Genomic DNA, 18,132 nt, shown 5'->3' on the forward strand with positions numbered 1-18,132 from the left:
TCGCATTAGCCAGAGCCCGGTCCCAACTACAATAATTAGGAGAAGATTCATGGGTCTGTTTGATAAATTAAAATCACTGGTTTCAGAGGAAAAGAAAGGCAGTGGCACGATTGATATTGTTGCACCACTTTCTGGTGAAATCGTCAATATCGAAGATGTTCCTGATGTTGTTTTCGCTGAAAAAATCGTAGGTGACGGTATTGCTATCAAACCTGCTGGTAATAAAATTGTTGCGCCAGTCGATGGTACTATCGGTAAAATTTTCGAGACTAACCATGCTTTCTCTATTGAGTCTGACAACGGTATCGAGTTGTTTGTCCACTTCGGTATCGACACTGTTGAACTGAAAGGTGAAGGGTTTAAACGTATCGCTGAAGAAGGTCAGCAAGTAAAAGTAGGTGATACGATTTTAGAATTTGACTTAGCTGTATTAGAAGAAAAAGCAAAATCAGTTCTAACTCCGGTTGTTATCTCTAATATGGATGAAATTCAAGGTTTAACCAAAATGACAGGCCCAGTTACTGTTGGTGAAACCGTTATTATTCAGATTAAAAAATAATCTTCTGTGATGTTCTCTATTTAAACCGCCACCAATAATGTGGCGGTTTTTTATATTTAAAAAACACAAACTAAAAACTAAAAACTACTCTAACTCATTCGACGATGTTCTTACTCTAAATAATTCAAGGTGTAGCTAGGCGACAAGTGAATAAGTCCCTAGGAGCATACATTAGTATGTGGCTAGGGTGAGTGAACGCAGTCAACAACGCTACAACTTGAATTATGACGAGAAAACGCCCGTAGATAAATAACGATCACCCCTATCACACACAATCGCAACAATCACCGCACCAGGATTCTCTTTTGCAACGCGCAGAGCGCCAGCAACAGCCCCTCCAGAACTTACGCCACAGAAGATACCCTCTTGGCTAGCTAACTGGCGCATCGTCTCTTCTGCTTCGATTTGAGACATATCTATCACACTATCCACCAGCTCTTTTTTAAAGATACCCGGCAAGTAAGCTGGTGACCAACGACGAATACCTGGAATTTGGCTTTTTTCTTCAGGCTGAAGGCCTATCACTTGCACACTATTAGATTGTGTTTTTAAGTAACTTCCCACACCTGTGATTGTACCCGTTGTTCCCATACTCGAAACAAAATGCGTAATACGACCTTGTGTTTGTTGCCAAATTTCAGGGCCTGTTGACATAAAATGTGCTCTTGGATTATCGGGGTTATTAAATTGGTCTAATACCTTACCTTCGCCCTGTTGTTCCATTTGTTGTGCGAGATCTCGCGCACCTTCCATACCGATTTCACGACTCACTAAAATCAATTCTGCGCCATAAGCTTGCATTGATGCTTGACGCTCTTTACTCATATTCTCAGGCATTAGCAGCTTTAAACGGTAACCTTTTACCGCCGCAATCATCGCTAAGGCAATCCCCGTATTACCACTGGTTGCTTCAATCAACGTATCACCCGGCTTTATTTCACCGCGTAATTCCGCTTGTTCAATCATCGATAATGCAGCTCTGTCTTTTACTGAACCTGCGGGATTATTACCTTCAAGCTTAACCCAGATTTCAGCGTCTACCTCTTGTGTAAGTCGTTGTAGTTTTACTAATGGTGTATTACCAATAAATTGTTCTAACCCTGCCACAATAAGTCCCTGCTCATTTGTTTGTCTGTATTAATGAAGAAATCACATTTAACTTATTAACGCAATAACATTAACGTAATTCGATAAGTCTCTACACTTTCGTAAAAACCAAAACACCCACGCTAAAAATAAGCATGGGTGAGAAATAATAAAAGGCTATGCTATTAATAAAATTAAGCGGTATAAGCTAACGATACTGTATTTAAGGGAGTATCTCCCGTATATAAACGGGCTTGAGCACCTCCCATATAATAGGTATTTCCTTTTGCTGGCGCCGAAGAAATATCATTCCAAATTGCAGTAATAGGTGTTTCACTCCATCCTAATGGCTGTAAAATTAACTGCCAATAATGCCCTTTGGGTGATACCTCAATAACCTTAACGGGTAATCTGCAAACACTATTGGCATGTGCACTTAATGCAATTTCCCACGGACGTAAGAACACATCTACCGAACCTTGATAAAGCGGTGTCACAGATAATGGCAAGTGATATCCCCCGATCTGTAATTGAGCGCCATTAATTTCACCTTTTAGGTGGTTCACATCACCTAAAAATTCTAAAACAAAGCGACTTTTTGGTGATTGCCACACTTCTTGTGGTGTTCCTACTTGCTCTATTTTGCCATTTCCCATAATCACAATGCGATCAGCTACTTCCATCGCTTCTTGTTGATCATGAGTGACGAAGACACTGGTAAATTTAAGCTCTTCATGCAATTCACGTAACCAACGGCGTAATTCGGTTCTCACCTTGGCATCTAAAGCACCAAAAGGCTCATCTAATAACAAAATTTGAGGTTCAACGGCCAATGCTCTTGCTAAGGCTACACGCTGTTTCTGTCCGCCTGACAATTGTGCAGGATAACGTTGAGCTAAATGAGGCAATTGGATCATCTCTAATAACTGCTCAACTTTTTTATGAATTGCGTCTTTGCTAGGGCGCTCACGACGGGGCAATACGGTTAAACCAAAAGCGATATTCTCAAATACGGTCATATGACGAAACAATGCATAATGCTGAAAAACAAAACCGACTTTGCGATCTCTCGCATGTAATCGGCTAACATCCTGCCCTTCGAAACGAATACTTCCTTGGGTTTGATGTTCAAGACCTGCAATAATACGTAAAAGTGTCGTTTTCCCCGATCCTGAAGGCCCTAACAGCGCCACCATTTCACCTGAAGCCACATCAAGACTGACATCATGCAACACTTCAGTGCGATCAAAATATTTTGTGACACTATTAATTTCAATACTCATATTTTGCCTCTACTTTTGTGTAAATAATGATGTCATTGCTGACGAGCTAAGTGCCATTGCAATGCACTTTTAAACATTAAAGTGAATATTGCCATCATGGCGAGTAATGCAGCCGCCGTAAATGCACCAACGGTATTGTAATCTTGATGAAGTAATTCCACTTGTAACGGTAGTGAATAGGTTTCGCCACGAATAGCACCAGACACCACAGAAACCGCACCAAATTCACCAATTGCTCTAGCATTCGTTAATACAACACCATAGAGCAATGCCCAGCGAATATTAGGCAACGTCACTCGCCAAAACATCTTCCAACCACTCGCTCCTAATAACACGGCGGCTTCATCTTCTTGGCTACCTTGGCTCATCATCACTGGCACCAGTTCTCTGACTACAAAAGGGCAAGTGACAAACACCGTAACTAATACCATTCCCGGCCATGAGAACATAAGCTGGATATCAAATTGCGATAACCACTGCCCAGCCCAGCCATTACTACCGTAAAAAAGCAGATAAAGTAATCCAGCAACCACTGGAGATACTGCAAATGGAATATCTATCAACGTCATTAACAGTTGACGCCCCGGAAAACGAAAGCGCGTGACAAGCCATGCCATACTGACACCGAACAACATATTGACAGGTACAGTGATTAGCGCGATGAGAACCGTTAACCAGACAGCATGTAACATATCGCTGTCTAATAAATTCTCAGTAAATATTTCAACGCCTTTTGAAAACGCGGTCATAAAGATCCACGCAATAGGCACAACTAAAAATAAAATGGATAACACAACGCCAGTAAAGATTAACCCCCACTTTACCCAATCAATTTGGCGACGATATACCGAGCGTTGTTGCATAATATCTGACATCAATGCCCCCTTAACCGTTGACCAAATCGGCTTTGTAATCCATTAATTGAAAACAGTAAGACTAATGAAACAAGTAAAATTACAGAAGCAACGGCACTTGCCGCAGGATAATCAAATTCTTGCAATCGAATAAAAATCATCAAAGAAACGACTTCTGTTTGCCATGCAATATTGCCAGCAATAAAAATAACGGCGCCAAACTCACCTAAACTGCGCGTAAAAGAGAGCGCGGTTCCCGCTATTAGTGCCGGTGATAACTCAGGTAATACAACCTTACGAAAAGTCTGCCAACGACTCGCTCCTAGCGTCTCAGCCGCTTCTTCATACTCAGGGCCTAACTCTTCAAGAACTGGCTGAACCGTTCTTACAACAAAAGGTAAACTGGTAAAAGCCATAGCAACGGCAATGCCAATCCATGTATTAATGACTTTTATATCAAATTTATCCAATACAAAACCGTACCAGCCTTGTGTTGAAAAAAGCGTTGCGAGTGTCAAACCAGCAACAGCCGTAGGTAAAGCGAAAGGCAAATCCATTAAACCATCAAGCAGTTGTCTACCTGGAAAACGGTAACGAGTAATGATCCACGCAAGCAACATACCGAAAATAGCATTAAAAATGCTGGCAACTGCCGCCGCTAATAGCGTGACTTTATAAGCGGCCACAATTTGTGGATGCGTGATTACTGCCCAATATTGAGCCCAACTCATATCAGAAAGTTGCACAACCAGCGCACTCATTGGTAACAGTAAGATCAAGCAGGTATAAAACAGTGTTCCACCTAAACTTAATCCAAATCCTGGTAAAACCCGTTTGCTGGTTGTGGTAAACATTATTGACGTCCTTGCGCTAATAACTTGTCAAGCATGCCATCTGTCGTGAAATGTGTTTTCATCACGTTATTCCAGTCACCAAATACTTCTTCAACCGTAAATAGTGACGTTGCGGGGAACTGTGCTATTTTTTCAGCCATGACCGCTTTATCATTTACGCGATAATTAAATTGCGTGATGATCTCTTGTGCTCTCGGGCTGTATAAATAGTTTAGATAAGCTTTTGCCAGTACTTCGGTGTCGTTACGTTGAACATTTTTATCAATCCAAGCGACTGGAAATTCAGCTAAAATATCAACAGGTGGCACAATGACTTGATATTCATCTTCACCATATTGTTGACGAATATTATTAACTTCAGATTCAAAGCTTATTAATACATCTCCGAGTCCACGTTCAATAAAAGAAGTCGTTGCACCACGGCCTCCTGTATCAAACACCTCAACATTCTTGAGGAATTTCTTCATCGCTTCTTGTGTTTTCTCATCGTTACCATAAGCTTTTTCAAAAGCGCCCCACGCGGCTAAATAGGTATAGCGACCATTACCCGATGTTTTAGGATTAGGGAAAACCACTTTGACATCTTCACGGGTTAAATCTTCCCATGAAGTAATGTTCTTGGGATTTCCTTTGCGTACTAAATACGCCATGGTGGAATAATAAGGTGAACTATTATTAGGAAGACGTTGTTGCCAATCAGCAGGAATTAATTTGCCTTTATCATGCAAAATTTGCACATCAGTAACTTGGTTATAGGTCACTACATCCGCAGGTAAACCTTGCAATATTGCAAGTGCTTGCTTAGAAGAGCCTGCATGTGATTGTTTGATGGTGACTTTATCGTCAGGATGTTGTGCATCCCATTGCGTTTTAAAGTCGCTGTTTAGCTGTGTGAATAACTCTCTGGCGATATCATAAGAGCTATTAAGTAATTGAGCCGCCCCTGCATAACTACTAACCACCAAAGACAATGCTGCGGTTGCTTGTAATGCAAAGGTTCTGATCATGTTTTTCTTCATTAAAAGTACCCATCATTGTAAGTTTTATTCTAATGGTTACTCTATCGACTTTATTTATAACAGTGTAGTTAGCTTTTGTTATTTGATATAACTATAAGATATTAAAAATGAATAAAACTCAGGCTAATTAATTAAATTTGCATCAATTACTCTTTATATGAAAAAAATTCAGACAAAAATGCCCGCTTTTAAAGCAGGCATTTCATTAATAAAGCGTATTTAACACTAGATAATAATCACAGTGATTTTAATACTTCATAAGAAGGTGCGAAGTAATAACTTCCCGTTACAGGTTTACTCATACGTAATAGGTCATCATGTTTGCCGTCTAATTCACCAAACATGCTCAATAGTTGCTGCTCGATGTTATATAAACGACCACAGTAAGCTAAGAAATATAAACCATGTTTACCGCTTGCAGTACCGTAAGGCAGGCTGTGGCGTAAAATCGCTAGCTCTTCACCATCTTCTTCAATCACAACACGAGAAACATGAGATGTCACATTACGCTCAGATTCATCAAGTTCAACACTGTCTTTTTTAGTGCGACCGATCATTTTTTCTTGGTCTGATTCACTAAAACGAGCCCATTTTTTCAGGTTATGCTCATAACGTTGCACTAAAACATAACTACCACCAGCATCAATGCCGTCATTAATTAGTGCAACACCATAACGTTCATCATCCTGTGGATTTTCTGTGCCATCAATGAAACCACTTAAATCGCGCTCTTCTATCCAACGGAAACCATGTATTTCTTCTTCAACTTTGATTGCATCACCAAAAGCAGCAATTGCGGCTTGTGCTAGTGAGAAATTCACATCATGACGCATAGATTGGATATGAATAAGAAGATCGCGCTGTGTTGCAGGCGCTAAACCTTTACCTAGAGGGCGAAAAGGTTTGAGCTCTGGTGCGCTATTTTCATCGGAAAGTTTTTTCCAGAGATCAGAACCAAATGCAACAACTGCGCCTAGTGATGCATCAGGAAATTGCTTTTGTAAATCAGATAATGATTGCATGAATTTCTGACATCCTTCACGCAGAGCCTCTAATTCACCGACAACCATTGCTTCGATAAAAAGACCAAATTTACTATGTGCGACTAAAATGCCACTTTGTGCATGAGACATATTGCTTTCCTAATCAATAATCAAAACACCTAGAATGATGTTAATTATATCGAATATTTTTTTCTGAAGATTTGCCTTTTAACAAAAATCGGACAGTCTGATTATAAAATCTTCCTTGTTTTATAAGGAATAGCATAAGGAATAGCGTGAAGGCTATTTGTTCTGCCAAATAATTTGCGTTAACGTCCAGTTAGATAGAACTTCATCAGGTGGCATTAATCCATCAGGACCATCCCATTGACCACTAAAGACATAACTCACCGATTTAGCTTCTGTGGATTGACATAAAATAGTTCTCTGTTTTTCATCTTTAGAACCTTTGCTGCACACACCAAATGCTTTTTTATAGATATCTTTAAATGGTGTACCCATCGTTGTACCCCAATCTGTCGTAGCCTTGGCATCAAAGACTTCTATTTTCTCAACAGTGCCTTTTTCTTTGCCATAGAAAGCCACTTGAACTTTATTATCTTCAAGCGCTTGGACTACAACAATAATATCGCTACCTTGCATCTCCATGCCTTCACGATAATTGAAGCTACTCCCTAGCTCATTTTTTATTTCACTTTCTGCTATTTTGGTTGAGCTGGTAATATTTCCTAATCCATTGGCAGAAATTGTTAACGTATCATTTGAAAACCAATTCATCGGATTTAGTGCAGAAAAAGACATTCCTCCCATGGATGAACAGCCACTTAATAGCAAAACACTTGTGCTTAAACACAAGGGTAACCAAAACTTAGGCATCATTTATTTCTCCGTTAAACTTTTTCGTCACACATTAAAATAGATATTGAGGTTATTAAGTACACCTTATCTTACTCTTTGTATCGTCTCAATCATCAGACTAAAACTGTCGCAATAAGTCAGCATAACAAAATATTTACTGATTTGATCTTAGATAACCACATGAAAAGAAAGCCTAGTTACGACCATCAACATAACATTTTGTTCCACAGAAAAGGCAATATCAGATTTTACGCATAAAATAAGAAGTACAAATGTAAGAATAGAAACAAAGAAAAAAGAGATGAGCATAAAGGGAAGAATAGAAAGGGAAGAGAAATAACCCCTAAAGATATCAGGGGTTTTAAACACAATTAAAGATCAAAATCCTGATCAACAATTAATCGTTTAGTATAAGTTGTGCTTTCTTGGTTTTGATCTTCATACAATAATTTCTCAAACATACAAATTGTTGCATCATTTTCTTCTGGTACAACTAATGTAATTTGAGGACACCCTTTCGCGATCAGCTTTTTCTCTAACCGAGAGATCAATGCATTCGCAATGCCTCTTCCACGAAAATCTGGATGAACGCCTAAATAGTATAAAGAACCACGATGACCATCATACCCCCCCATCACACTACCCACGAGTTCACCCGCGACTTCGGCGATCAGAAACAAATCTGGTGAGTGGTTTATTTTTCTTTCAATATCAATTTCAGGATCGTTATCAGGCGATATCAAATCGCAACGCTCCCAAAGTGTAATAATTGCCTCAAAATCATCTTGGCGAAATACACGTATTTCCATGGTTTTGCCCATTATCGGTCACATAAATCTGAATTTATTATCGCTTGTTTAGTTTATGAATCAACTTGAAAATGAGAACATAGACAATATGGAGTTCTATTTTTAATAAATATGATAAAAATTGTAGGTTATTATGAATTTGCCTGATATTCATCGCGTTAAAGAATTTTTCTTATCACTACAAGATACGATTTGTCGCTCTCTTGAAAACATAGACCAAAAAGCCACTTTTCAGCAAGATAACTGGGAAAGAAAAGAAGGAGGCGGTGGTCGTACTCGCGTTTTAACCAATGGCGCTCTTTTTGAACAAGCTGGCGTCAATTTCTCGCATGTTTATGGCGACACATTACCGAAATCTGCCACTGCACATCGCCCTGAATTAGCAGGACGTCGTTTTCAAGCAATGGGTGTTTCATTAGTAATTCATCCTCTTAATCCTTATATTCCAACTTCTCATGCTAACGTGCGTTTTTTTATTGCTGAAAAAGAGGGAGAAGATCCTGTTTGGTGGTTTGGTGGTGGCTTTGACTTAACACCTTATTATGGGTTTGAAGAAGATGTTATTCATTGGCATAAAGTAGCTAAATCGGTTTGTACTCCTTTTAGTGAAGATTATTACCCTCGTTATAAAAAATGGTGTGATGATTATTTTTATATTAAACACCGCAATGAACCTCGTGGTGTAGGTGGCCTTTTCTTTGATGATTTAAATACTCCAGATTTTGACCATTGTTTCGAATTTGTCCAACAGGTTGGGCTTGGTTATCTTGATGCCTATTTGCCTATTGTTGAAAAGCGCAAATCAATGCCTTGGGGAGAGCGTGAACGCCAGTTCCAACTCTATCGCCGTGGCCGCTATGTTGAATTCAATTTAGTGTGGGATAGAGGTACATTATTTGGCTTACAAAGTGGCGGAAGAACAGAGTCCATTTTAATGTCGATGCCTCCCTTAGTCCGTTTTGAGTACAATTACTCGCCCGAACCGAATACCCCAGAAGCAAAGTTATACAGTGACTTTTTGATCCAAAAAGAGTGGGTATAAAATACTTCATTCATTGAGAGTAAAGCCACATTAAAAATGTGGCTTTACTAGAATCAAACGAGAAGTTTAATAACAAATATTTCCTAAAATCAATTAAACAAAAAAGCCAGTAAACCTGTCACTTTATTTTTGTTTTCCCACCCTTCTGCTCTCATACAGGTATTGAAATAGTCTTTACGTTCCCATTCATTAGCATCGGAAGGAAGAGATGCTCCTGCGCCTGAATTAGGAATATCTTTACCATTTATACTCATAGGAGCAAAAGAAGGCTGGCTTGAAGCCACATATCTCGCGGGATATCGCGCTTTAGCTTCTTGCATACACATATTCTTAGCAATATCTAACGGTGATGGATTTGTAGTTTTTGCTTCCCATTTTTCAGGTGTTGCACATGCAGAAAGCGTAAAAATTGATGCAATGATGATCGTTTTTTTCAAAGTAATAGCTCATTAAGACGAATGGGAATCAATTGCATTTTAGCTATTTTCCGAAAGAAATAATTAATTTTTTATGAAGCTTAATCTCATTGAATAATTATTGAGCATAAAAAACGACAAATTAAATGTTAAATAAGCTGTGACACCTCATTTAAGACAGTGATATCTATTTTTCATAATTTATCTCACTAAAATATATCAAAGCTCCCATCATGCAAGTATGTTGAAAAAATATAAAATTGAAAAATTTATCATTTTTCTTGTCTTAAACTAATCATGCGATCTAAGAAATAAGGAAGGTAAATAATGAGAAAATTACGTATTGGTATGGTCGGTTTAGGATCAATTGCACAAAAAGTTTATCTACCTATTTTAAGTAAAGCTTCTAAGTGGGAATTTATAGGCGCATTTTCACCTAATCAGGAAAAAGGGAATATAATTTGTGCCACTTATCGTATCCCTTTATTCACTAGCTTAAGTGCTTTAGCTCAACAGTGTGATGCGATATTTGTACATAGTACAACTTCAAGTCATTTCGAAGTTATAGACTATTTATTAAACGCAGGTGTACATGTTTATGTTGATAAACCCTTAACAGAACATATTCACCAATCTGAGGCACTTATTGAGCTTGCTGCCAAGAAAAATAAAAAACTCATGGTGGGTTTTAATCGCCGCTTTGCCCCCTTTTATCATCAGTTGAAACAAAATATTACCCACCTTTCTTCTTTAAGAATTGATAAACATCGATGTGATAGTGTCGGCCCTAAAGAGACTCGTTTTACCTTGTTTGATGACTATTTACATGTTGTTGATACGGCACTTTGGTTAGCAGGTTCAAACGCTAAATTATTAAGTGGTAGTATTATCCAAACAAAAGAAAATGCACTTTTTTATGCTGAACATCATTTAAAAATCAACGATTGCTGGATAACAACATCAATGCACAGAAAAGCAGGAAGCCAGCAAGAGCAGATTATTGCCGTTGATGAAGATGCAATCCATCAAATTACAAATATGAATTTATGGCGCAGTGAAAGCAGAAGTAGGCTCACTGAAAAACATCCAGAAAATTGGGACCCCATTTTATTACAACGAGGTTTTATTGGGGCGGTGGAACACTTTATTGAATGTGTTACGAATAATACAGAGCCATCGACAAGTGGAGAGCAAGCCATTGTTGCTCAACTCATGATAGAAAAAATGTTAGCTAATCAATAAATTCCAGGTATAAAAAAACTGAGTTCATTATAAATTGAACTCAGTTTTTATTTTTTGACGTTAAATTAACTTATTTCGATTTCTTCAAATGTGACATTAAACGCTTACGTTTACGCAACTGAGATTGTGTTAATTTATTTTTCTTATCCGCATAAGGGTTTTCACCCTCTTTAAATTGAATACGGATTGGCGTACCCATCACTTGCAGAGTACGGCGGAAATAGTTCATCAAATAGCGCTTATAGCTATCTGGTAAATCAGTGACCTGATTACCATGAATAACTACAACAGGTGGATTATAACCACCAGCATGTGCATATTTCATTTTTACACGACGTCCACGAACAATTGGTGGCTGATGATCATCTTCTGCCATCTTCATGATGCGAGTTAGCATAGAAGTTCCTACGCGACGCGTTGCACAGACATAGGCTTCTTGAATTGATTCAAAAAGATTACCCACGCCACTACCATGTAATGCAGAAATAAAGTGAACACGCGCAAAGTCAACAAAGCCTAGTTTAAGATCAAGCATGGCTTTTACTTGTTCGCGATCGTCTTGTGTCATGCCATCCCATTTATTAACAGCAATGACTAATGAACGACCTGCATTCAAGATATAACCTAATAATGAAAGATCCTGATCTGAAATACCTTCACGGGCATCAATAACCAGCAATGCAACGTTAGAGTCTTCAATGGCTTGTAATGTTTTGATAACAGAGAATTTTTCTACTGTTTCTTTCACTTTACCACGTTTACGAACACCCGCTGTATCGATGATGATATATTCTTTTTCATCACGTTCCATTGGAATATAGATACTGTCACGGGTTGTACCTGGCATATCGTAAACAACCACACGATCTTCACCAAGCATACGGTTTGTCAATGTTGATTTACCGACATTAGGACGACCAACAATCGCTAATTTTACCGGTAATGTAGAAGGATCAAAGTCGTCTTCTTCCTCTTCTAACGCTTGTGCTTCTTGTTCTGCTTCTAATGCAGCCCAATAAGCCGCATTTTCTTCTTCTTCAGTCAGCTCTAGCTCTTCTTCCACTACTTTACCCGTAATTGGTAAGAGTGCTTGTTCAATCAATTGAGCAACACCACGACCATGAGATGCAGCAATTGGGAAGATTTCGCCTAATCCTAAAGAGTAAAAATCAGCTAATGCAGTATCAATATCGATACCGTCAGTTTTATTCGCAACTAAATACGTTTTTTTCTCAACACCACGAAGGTGTTTTGCAATACCTTGGTCTGCTGGCATCAAGCCCGCACGAGCATCAACTAAAAACAGTACGATATCGGCTTCTTGAATAGCCTGTAGCGATTGTGATGCCATATGGGTTTCAACACCCTCTTCAGCACCATCAATACCACCGGTATCAATAATAATAAATTCTTCGCCTTCTAACTCTGCTCGACCATATTTACGGTCACGGGTGAGGCCTGGAAAATCGGCAACTAATGCGTCTCTTGTGCGTGTTAGTCGATTAAATAACGTGGATTTACCCACGTTAGGGCGCCCTACTAAGGCAATAACGGGTATCATTTTTTGATGCCTCATAAAAATACAATCACAAACCTGATTGTATTTTACATGTAATTACTAAAAAGACGAAACGGCTCCTTTAAAGGAGCCGTAAAATAAATAGATTTGTCAGCAATTAATTACCGACTATAAAGATAAAGCTTACCGTCGCGAGCTTGGATCATCAGTTTATCTTGTACCGCTTGAGGGCGACTTAATAAGCCTGAACTGTTCACTTGGTTTTGTGCAATAAATTTACCTGTATTGGTATCAATCCAATGGAGATAACCTTCTGCATCACCAACCACTAAATAACCATCAAAAATAGCCGGAGCAGTTAAATTGCGATGCAATAAATCTTCTTGTGTCCATAATGTCACACCATCAGATTTACGAACAGATAAAACTCTGTCATTTTGGTCAACAAGGTAAAGATTATCACCCAACAGCACCATATCATTGACTGAGCCTAACTCACGTTTCCAAAGAATTTGTCCAGAACGCATATCAAGGCTAACTAAATTACCGTTATACGCCATTGCGTAAACAGTATTTTCATCAATAATCGGTGTGATATCCACATCATTTAATCGGCTAATTTCAGTAGAGCCTTTAATTTGTGAAATATTTTGTTGCCAAATCAGCTGCCCTTGAGAAAGAACAACTGCACTGACACGGCCATTATCTGCACCAATAATAGCTGCGCCATAAGCAACAGCAGGTGCAGACTCGCCACGAAGAGATAATGATGGAGTATCTAAGTTAATAGTCCAAGAAATCTCACCACTTAACAAGTCGAGTCCTTGCAACATACCATTACTGGTATGAATAAGTACTAAACCATCACTAACAACAGGTTTTGAAATGGCTTCACCAGCAACATCTGCTTCCCAATCAATGGAGCCATCTTCAGTGTTCAGTGCGTATACTTTCGCTTTTTCAGTTCCCACAAAAACGCGAGTGCCTGAAACTGTTAACCCACCAGAAAGTAATGCGGACTCATTGGATGAAAGAAAACCTGTTTTAATAGAGAGATCTTGCGACCAAAGCTCTTTACCTGTTTCTACATCTAATGCTTTCACTAAACCATGGCGATCAGCGACATAAACAACTGCGCCATCCCATGTTGGTGACAAGTGAGAATAGTATTTACCAATACCATTTCCAACTGATTTGTCCCAAACAGCTCTAGGTGTAAATTGGCTTTGCACCTCAGGCAATGGAGACATTGTCACATTATCCTGTTCACTAGAACATCCTGCCAACAAAGCAGATGCTAGTAGACCAACCAGGAGAGTTTTACGCAGTTGCATGTCTGAAGATCCCTTTAATTGGATAAATTATTGAGTTTAAGTTCAACCAGTGAGCGAATAGCACCCGCATTTTCATCAGTTAATGCGCTACGATAAGCGGTTGTAGCACCCGTGTTATCGCCTTTTTTCGCTAAGACATCGCCACGGATATAATTTTTCATTCCATTCCATGCTTTGCCTTTCACTTGCTCTAACGAAACTAAAGCAGCATCTGTTTTATCTAATGCTAATTGTACACGAGCTAAACGAAGATTAAGCATATCTGCAAATGCGTCATTTTTTACTTTTGCCACAGCATTCGTTAGATGGCGTTCACCACTGACTAAATCATTAGCATCAATAGCGATTTGGGCTAGCTCTAATGAAGCTAAAGCGCCATAAATATCATTCGTTTCAGTAACAAATTTTTCAGCTAATGCAATATTTTCAGGCGTAGGCTTAGCAAGTGCCTCGCTGACTGTTGCAAAAGCACCTGCGCTTTCTTGCAGACGATTTGTTTGATGTGATTGCCAATATTTCCAACCAAACACACCACCAAAACCAATAACAGCGGCTAAAACGATAGTTAAGCCGTAGTTTTTAAAGAACTGTTTAATTGCATCAACTTGTTCGTTTTCGGTGCTATAAACTTCCACAAGTCTCTCCTTAACCTAATAACAGAGTCAATTGCTGAGCGAGCTCATTGCGAGCAACGATTGTTTGTTCCCCTGAACGCAAATCTTTCACTGCAACAGTGCCGGCATTAATTTCATCTTCGCCTAAAATCAGAGCAATTTTAGCGCCTTGTTTATCAGCACGCCCTAACTGCTTTTTAAAGTTACCATTACCATGATTCGTCATTAAACGTAATGTTGGTAATTGATCACGAATTTCTTCAGCCAGCATTAATGCTGCGCTTTGACTCTTTTCGCCAAATGAAGCAAGGTAAACATCAGCGACATTAGTATCTGCAACAAATTCAGGGTTAACCGCTTGAACTAATAAGATCATGCGTTCCATCCCCATAGCAAAACCAACTGCTGGTGTTGGGTGTCCCCCAAGTTGCTTCACAAGGCCATCGTAACGGCCGCCCGCACACACGGTTCCCTGTGAACCTAATGCGCTAGTTACCCACTCAAAAACAGTACGGTTATAATAGTCTAAACCACGAACTAAACGCTGATTAACACGATATGTAATACCGACAGCATCCAATAAAGCACAAAGACCATCAAAGTGCGCTCTTGATTCGTCATCAAGATAATCGAAAAGTTCAGGCGCATCATTCAATAAAGTCTGAATTTCTGGATTTTTTGAGTCTAAAACACGTAATGGGTTAGAATACATACGACGTTTGCAGTCTTCATCTAACTTATCTACGTGCTGCTCTAAGAAAGCAACTAACGCTTCACGATATTTAGCACGCGCTTCTAATGAACCAATAGAGTTAAGTTCTAATGTTACGTGTTCTGCAATACCTAACGCTTTCCACCAACGCGCAGTTAGCATAATTAATTCCGCATCAATATCTGGGCCTTGTAGACCAAAGACCTCTGCACCTAACTGGTGAAATTGACGATAACGACCTTTTTGAGGGCGCTCATAACGGAACATTGGTCCTAAATACCATAAACGTTGTTCTTGGTTATAAAGCAAACCATGCTCGATACCCGCACGAACACAACCTGCTGTGTTTTCTGGGCGTAATGTCAGACTTTGAGCATCTTCGCCACGATCGGTAAAAGTATACATTTCTTTTTCAACAACATCGGTCACTTCACCAATTGCTCGCTGAAATAGAGGGGTATGCTCTACGATAGGTGTTCTGATTTCACTAAAGCCGTAACCCGCTAAAATTTGTTTTAGCGTATTTTCAATTTTCTGCCATACACGAGTGTCAGCAGGTAGATAGTCGTTCATACCACGAATGGCTTGGATTTTTTGTGCCACTTTTCTTCTCTAATAGTTATTAATTGATTGTTAGGCTGATTATAGAAGCGAAATCAATCAGTATTCAATGTGAAATCAATAGTAAAACTGGCTCATTGATTAATGAGCCAGTTTTTTGAGTATTATTTGTCCAGCTGATTTATATTTATACGCATACTATCATCAAGCATTGATGCTTTAGCTCGAATTTTCGCTTCTAATAAATCAATCATATTAACGTTATCAAGACGCTCTTTTTGTCTCACACCATCTTCATAAAAACCACTTCGTGTTTTAGCGCCAGTTACACCTAACGTTGAAACTTCAGCTTCGCCTGGTCCATTAACAACACAACCAATAATAGAAACATCCATAGGTGTGATGATATCTTCCAAACGTTGCTCTAATTCGTTGACTGTTCCAATAACATCAAATTCTTGACGAGAACACGTTGGGCAAGCAATAAAGTTAATTCCGCGAGAACGAATACGTAAGGATTTGAGAATATCAAAACCGACTTTAACTTCTTCAACCGGATCTGCAGCTAATGAGATCCTTAATGTATCGCCGATACCTTCTGATAATAAGATCCCAAGACCAATCGCAGATTTAACAGATCCCGCTCTTGCACCACCCGCTTCGGTGATCCCAAGATGCAATGGTTGATCTATTTTTTTTGCTAGCAAACGGTAAGAATCAACAGCAAGGAAAACATCAGAAGCTTTTACACTGACTTTAAATTGTTCAAAATTCAGCTTATCAAGGATATCCACATGGCGCATCGCCGATTCAACTAACGCCTCAGGTGTTGGCTCTCCGTATTTCTCTTGAATATCTTTCTCAAGTGAACCGCCGTTTACGCCAATACGAATAGGAATATTGTTGTGACGGGCGCAATCAACAACTTGGCGAATGCGTTCTTCACTACCAATATTACCTGGATTGATACGTAAACAATCAACACCATATTCAGCGACTTTTAATGCGATACGGTAGTCAAAATGAATATCAGCGACTAAAGGCACATTAACTTGTTGCTTAATTAATTTGAATGCTTCCGCAGCATCCATTGTGGGTACAGAAACTCGAACAATATCCACCCCTACACGTTCCAGAGATTTTATCTGGCGAACAGTCGCTTCTACGTCTGTTGTTCGTGTATTCGTCATCGACTGTACCGCGATAGGAGCGCCATCGCCAACAGGTACATTGCCCACATAAATTCGTGTCGATTTGCGACGAATAATAGGTGATTCTTTATGCATTGATTAATTCTCCCATGCTTCCATGCTTGCTCAAAGGTGTAGTCAGATTAAGCGCTCGGTACTGTTATTTTCGCTATTTTTCCAGTAAAACGGCTTAAATCAACAGATTCACCATTAAACTGTAAGCGAGTAACAGAAGGTGCGCCTATTTTTAGTTTATAAGGTTGCTCACCATCAAATTCCAAACGATCACCCGCTTTCTTAATACCATTAAATAAGACTTTATTTTGAGCATTACGAACTTCTAACCAACATTCACCATCAAACATAAGAACCAATTGATTCGCAATAGCAGGAGCTTCCGATGAAGTAGATTCTTGCGTTGAATTTGCTCGAGAAGTTGTTGATGTTGTTAGTGGTGAGACTGGTAATGGAACCGTTCTCACTTCTGTTGGTACTGGTACTGTTGGTGCTGGTGACGTCGTTTCAGCCGTTGGTGATGTAGCGACATTATTCGCCTGATTATCAACTAATGGCGACGCAGGTACTTGTAAATTATCACCTTCAGATGTTGACGTATTATCTAAGGTTGCTAAAGGAGAATCTATCGTGTTGGTGTTTTCTTGTGTACTATTTTGCCCTACGTCTTGAGATGCCATAGAGACTAATTCTTGTTGATCCGCCTGATGACCTTGCCACCACCAAACACCTACTAATGCAATCATAACAATCAAAATCACCCAAGTGATTTTCATCAGCCAACCTTCACGTTTTTTATGACGTTTGCCTAATGAGTAATTTTGTGTGGTTGTCATTCTAATTTGTTTAACAGGCGCTTGTTGGTCGATAAAACCAAGGATGTCTTTTTCAGGAACACCAACGAGCTTGGCATAAGAACGCATATATCCGCGTAAAAATGTGGGTGCAATATCAGAAGAAACAGAATCTGTTTCAATGTCGCGCACTGTTGATAACTTCAAACAAAGTCGATCAGCAACAGTTTGTTGTGTTAGCCCTACTTTTTCTCGTGCCTGACGTAAAAGTTGACCTGCTGTTAATTTCACTTCTTCGGTTTTGTTTTCAGTATTCATTAGCAATCTAGGCACTGTGGCTATTGGATGTTTAACATTGATGAACTCG

General features: G+C 39.2%; 18 protein-coding genes. 3 read left to right on the top strand and 15 right to left on the bottom strand.

What is annotated here, in order from left to right:
* Window positions 1-49 precede the first annotated feature (49 nt).
* Window positions 50-559 carry a PTS glucose transporter subunit IIA gene (gene crr, locus JEP71_RS04220; protein WP_036935451.1) on the top strand — a complete coding sequence of 170 codons (510 nt, stop codon included), beginning with the start codon at window positions 50-52 and terminating at the stop codon, window positions 557-559.
* 222 nt (window positions 560-781) lie between these two features.
* Here crr and cysM read toward each other — a convergent pair whose 3' ends face one another.
* From cysM to JEP71_RS04260, 8 genes are all read right to left on the bottom strand, one after another.
* On the bottom strand, window positions 782-1,666 hold the full coding sequence (cysM, locus tag JEP71_RS04225) for a cysteine synthase CysM (protein WP_198625812.1): 885 nt from the start codon (window positions 1,664-1,666) through the stop codon (window positions 782-784).
* Between the two features lie 173 nt (window positions 1,667-1,839).
* Window positions 1,840-2,928: a sulfate/thiosulfate ABC transporter ATP-binding protein CysA gene (cysA, locus tag JEP71_RS04230; protein WP_198619739.1), complete on the bottom strand. Its 1,089-nt coding sequence runs from the start codon at window positions 2,926-2,928 to the stop codon at window positions 1,840-1,842.
* 32 nt (window positions 2,929-2,960) lie between these two features.
* The gene (gene cysW / locus JEP71_RS04235) at window positions 2,961-3,803 is read right to left on the bottom strand and encodes a sulfate/thiosulfate ABC transporter permease CysW (protein ID WP_196534097.1); all 843 of its coding nucleotides are present in this window, start codon (window positions 3,801-3,803) and stop codon (window positions 2,961-2,963) included.
* The gene (cysT, locus tag JEP71_RS04240) at window positions 3,803-4,636 is read right to left on the bottom strand and encodes a sulfate/thiosulfate ABC transporter permease CysT (protein WP_072068681.1); all 834 of its coding nucleotides are present in this window, start codon (window positions 4,634-4,636) and stop codon (window positions 3,803-3,805) included. The genes cysW and cysT overlap by 1 nt, the downstream gene beginning before the upstream one ends.
* Complete coding sequence (gene cysP, locus JEP71_RS04245; RefSeq protein ID WP_198625813.1) at window positions 4,636-5,655, bottom strand: thiosulfate ABC transporter substrate-binding protein CysP; 1,020 nt, start codon at window positions 5,653-5,655, stop codon at window positions 4,636-4,638. Before cysP ends, cysT begins: the two co-directional genes overlap by 1 nt.
* 236 nt (window positions 5,656-5,891) lie before the next feature.
* A complete protein-coding gene (locus JEP71_RS04250) occupies window positions 5,892-6,788 on the bottom strand; it encodes a Dyp-type peroxidase (protein ID WP_109370951.1) in 897 nt (298 codons plus the stop codon).
* 153 nt (window positions 6,789-6,941) lie between these two features.
* A complete protein-coding gene (locus tag JEP71_RS04255; protein WP_232797508.1) occupies window positions 6,942-7,538 on the bottom strand; it encodes an RpoE-regulated lipoprotein in 597 nt (198 codons plus the stop codon).
* 350 nt (window positions 7,539-7,888) lie between these two features.
* On the bottom strand, window positions 7,889-8,326 hold the full coding sequence (locus tag JEP71_RS04260; RefSeq protein ID WP_109371471.1) for a GNAT family acetyltransferase: 438 nt from the start codon (window positions 8,324-8,326) through the stop codon (window positions 7,889-7,891).
* Between the two features lie 133 nt (window positions 8,327-8,459).
* Between JEP71_RS04260 and hemF the strand changes: the two genes are divergently transcribed.
* Entirely contained in the window at window positions 8,460-9,368 is a 909-nt protein-coding gene (gene hemF, locus JEP71_RS04265) for an oxygen-dependent coproporphyrinogen oxidase (RefSeq protein ID WP_198625814.1), read from the top strand.
* 89 nt (window positions 9,369-9,457) lie between these two features.
* Here the strand turns inward: hemF and JEP71_RS04270 are convergent, their stop codons facing one another.
* The gene (locus tag JEP71_RS04270) at window positions 9,458-9,805 is read right to left on the bottom strand and encodes a hypothetical protein (RefSeq protein WP_232797509.1); all 348 of its coding nucleotides are present in this window, start codon (window positions 9,803-9,805) and stop codon (window positions 9,458-9,460) included.
* 306 nt (window positions 9,806-10,111) lie between these two features.
* Between JEP71_RS04270 and JEP71_RS04275 the strand changes: the two genes are divergently transcribed.
* The gene (locus JEP71_RS04275; RefSeq protein WP_198625815.1) at window positions 10,112-11,026 is read left to right on the top strand and encodes a Gfo/Idh/MocA family protein; all 915 of its coding nucleotides are present in this window, start codon (window positions 10,112-10,114) and stop codon (window positions 11,024-11,026) included.
* Between the two features lie 70 nt (window positions 11,027-11,096).
* Here the strand turns inward: JEP71_RS04275 and der are convergent, their stop codons facing one another.
* The 6 genes from der to rodZ all read right to left on the bottom strand — a co-directional run bounded on the left by der (window position 11,097) and on the right by rodZ (window position 18,083).
* Entirely contained in the window at window positions 11,097-12,587 is a 1,491-nt protein-coding gene (gene der, locus JEP71_RS04280; protein WP_098942308.1) for a ribosome biogenesis GTPase Der, read from the bottom strand.
* 119 nt (window positions 12,588-12,706) lie between these two features.
* The gene (bamB, locus tag JEP71_RS04285; RefSeq protein WP_109370955.1) at window positions 12,707-13,879 is read right to left on the bottom strand and encodes an outer membrane protein assembly factor BamB; all 1,173 of its coding nucleotides are present in this window, start codon (window positions 13,877-13,879) and stop codon (window positions 12,707-12,709) included.
* A 14-nt stretch (window positions 13,880-13,893) separates the two neighbouring features.
* Window positions 13,894-14,514, bottom strand: coding sequence for a YfgM family protein (locus JEP71_RS04290; protein WP_109370956.1), 621 nt, complete (start codon window positions 14,512-14,514; stop codon window positions 13,894-13,896).
* A gap of 10 nt (window positions 14,515-14,524) precedes the next feature.
* The gene (gene hisS / locus JEP71_RS04295; RefSeq protein ID WP_036912557.1) at window positions 14,525-15,808 is read right to left on the bottom strand and encodes a histidine--tRNA ligase; all 1,284 of its coding nucleotides are present in this window, start codon (window positions 15,806-15,808) and stop codon (window positions 14,525-14,527) included.
* 122 nt (window positions 15,809-15,930) lie between these two features.
* On the bottom strand, window positions 15,931-17,052 hold the full coding sequence (gene ispG / locus JEP71_RS04300; protein ID WP_196534106.1) for a flavodoxin-dependent (E)-4-hydroxy-3-methylbut-2-enyl-diphosphate synthase: 1,122 nt from the start codon (window positions 17,050-17,052) through the stop codon (window positions 15,931-15,933).
* Between the two features lie 47 nt (window positions 17,053-17,099).
* Window positions 17,100-18,083 (bottom strand): cytoskeleton protein RodZ, encoded by a 984-nt coding sequence (gene rodZ / locus JEP71_RS04305; protein ID WP_198619734.1) that lies wholly within the window; start codon window positions 18,081-18,083, stop codon window positions 17,100-17,102.
* Between the last annotated feature and the right edge of the window lie 49 nt (window positions 18,084-18,132).

Origin of the sequence: Proteus sp. PR00224, from assembly GCF_016238105.1 — a bacterium.
GTDB lineage: Bacteria > Pseudomonadota > Gammaproteobacteria > Enterobacterales > Enterobacteriaceae > Proteus.

Excerpts from the sequence above, each read along its gene's own strand:
- cysW (WP_196534097.1), bottom strand. The coding sequence starts at position 3,803 with ATGTCAGATATTATGCAACAACGCTCGGTATATCGTCGCCAAATTGAT.
- JEP71_RS04260 (WP_109371471.1), bottom strand. The coding sequence starts at position 8,326 with ATGGAAATACGTGTATTTCGCCAAGATGATTTTGAGGCAATTATTACA.
- JEP71_RS04255 (WP_232797508.1), bottom strand. The coding sequence starts at position 7,538 with ATGATGCCTAAGTTTTGGTTACCCTTGTGTTTAAGCACAAGTGTTTTG.
- bamB (WP_109370955.1), bottom strand. The coding sequence starts at position 13,879 with ATGCAACTGCGTAAAACTCTCCTGGTTGGTCTACTAGCATCTGCTTTG.
- ispG (WP_196534106.1), bottom strand. The coding sequence starts at position 17,052 with ATGCATAAAGAATCACCTATTATTCGTCGCAAATCGACACGAATTTAT.
- crr (WP_036935451.1), top strand. The coding sequence starts at position 50 with ATGGGTCTGTTTGATAAATTAAAATCACTGGTTTCAGAGGAAAAGAAA.
- rodZ (WP_198619734.1), bottom strand. The coding sequence starts at position 18,083 with ATGAATACTGAAAACAAAACCGAAGAAGTGAAATTAACAGCAGGTCAA.
- der (WP_098942308.1), bottom strand. The coding sequence starts at position 12,587 with ATGATACCCGTTATTGCCTTAGTAGGGCGCCCTAACGTGGGTAAATCC.
- JEP71_RS04275 (WP_198625815.1), top strand. The coding sequence starts at position 10,112 with ATGAGAAAATTACGTATTGGTATGGTCGGTTTAGGATCAATTGCACAA.
- JEP71_RS04250 (WP_109370951.1), bottom strand. The coding sequence starts at position 6,788 with ATGTCTCATGCACAAAGTGGCATTTTAGTCGCACATAGTAAATTTGGT.
- cysT (WP_072068681.1), bottom strand. The coding sequence starts at position 4,636 with ATGTTTACCACAACCAGCAAACGGGTTTTACCAGGATTTGGATTAAGT.
- cysP (WP_198625813.1), bottom strand. The coding sequence starts at position 5,655 with ATGAAGAAAAACATGATCAGAACCTTTGCATTACAAGCAACCGCAGCA.
- hemF (WP_198625814.1), top strand. The coding sequence starts at position 8,460 with ATGAATTTGCCTGATATTCATCGCGTTAAAGAATTTTTCTTATCACTA.
- cysA (WP_198619739.1), bottom strand. The coding sequence starts at position 2,928 with ATGAGTATTGAAATTAATAGTGTCACAAAATATTTTGATCGCACTGAA.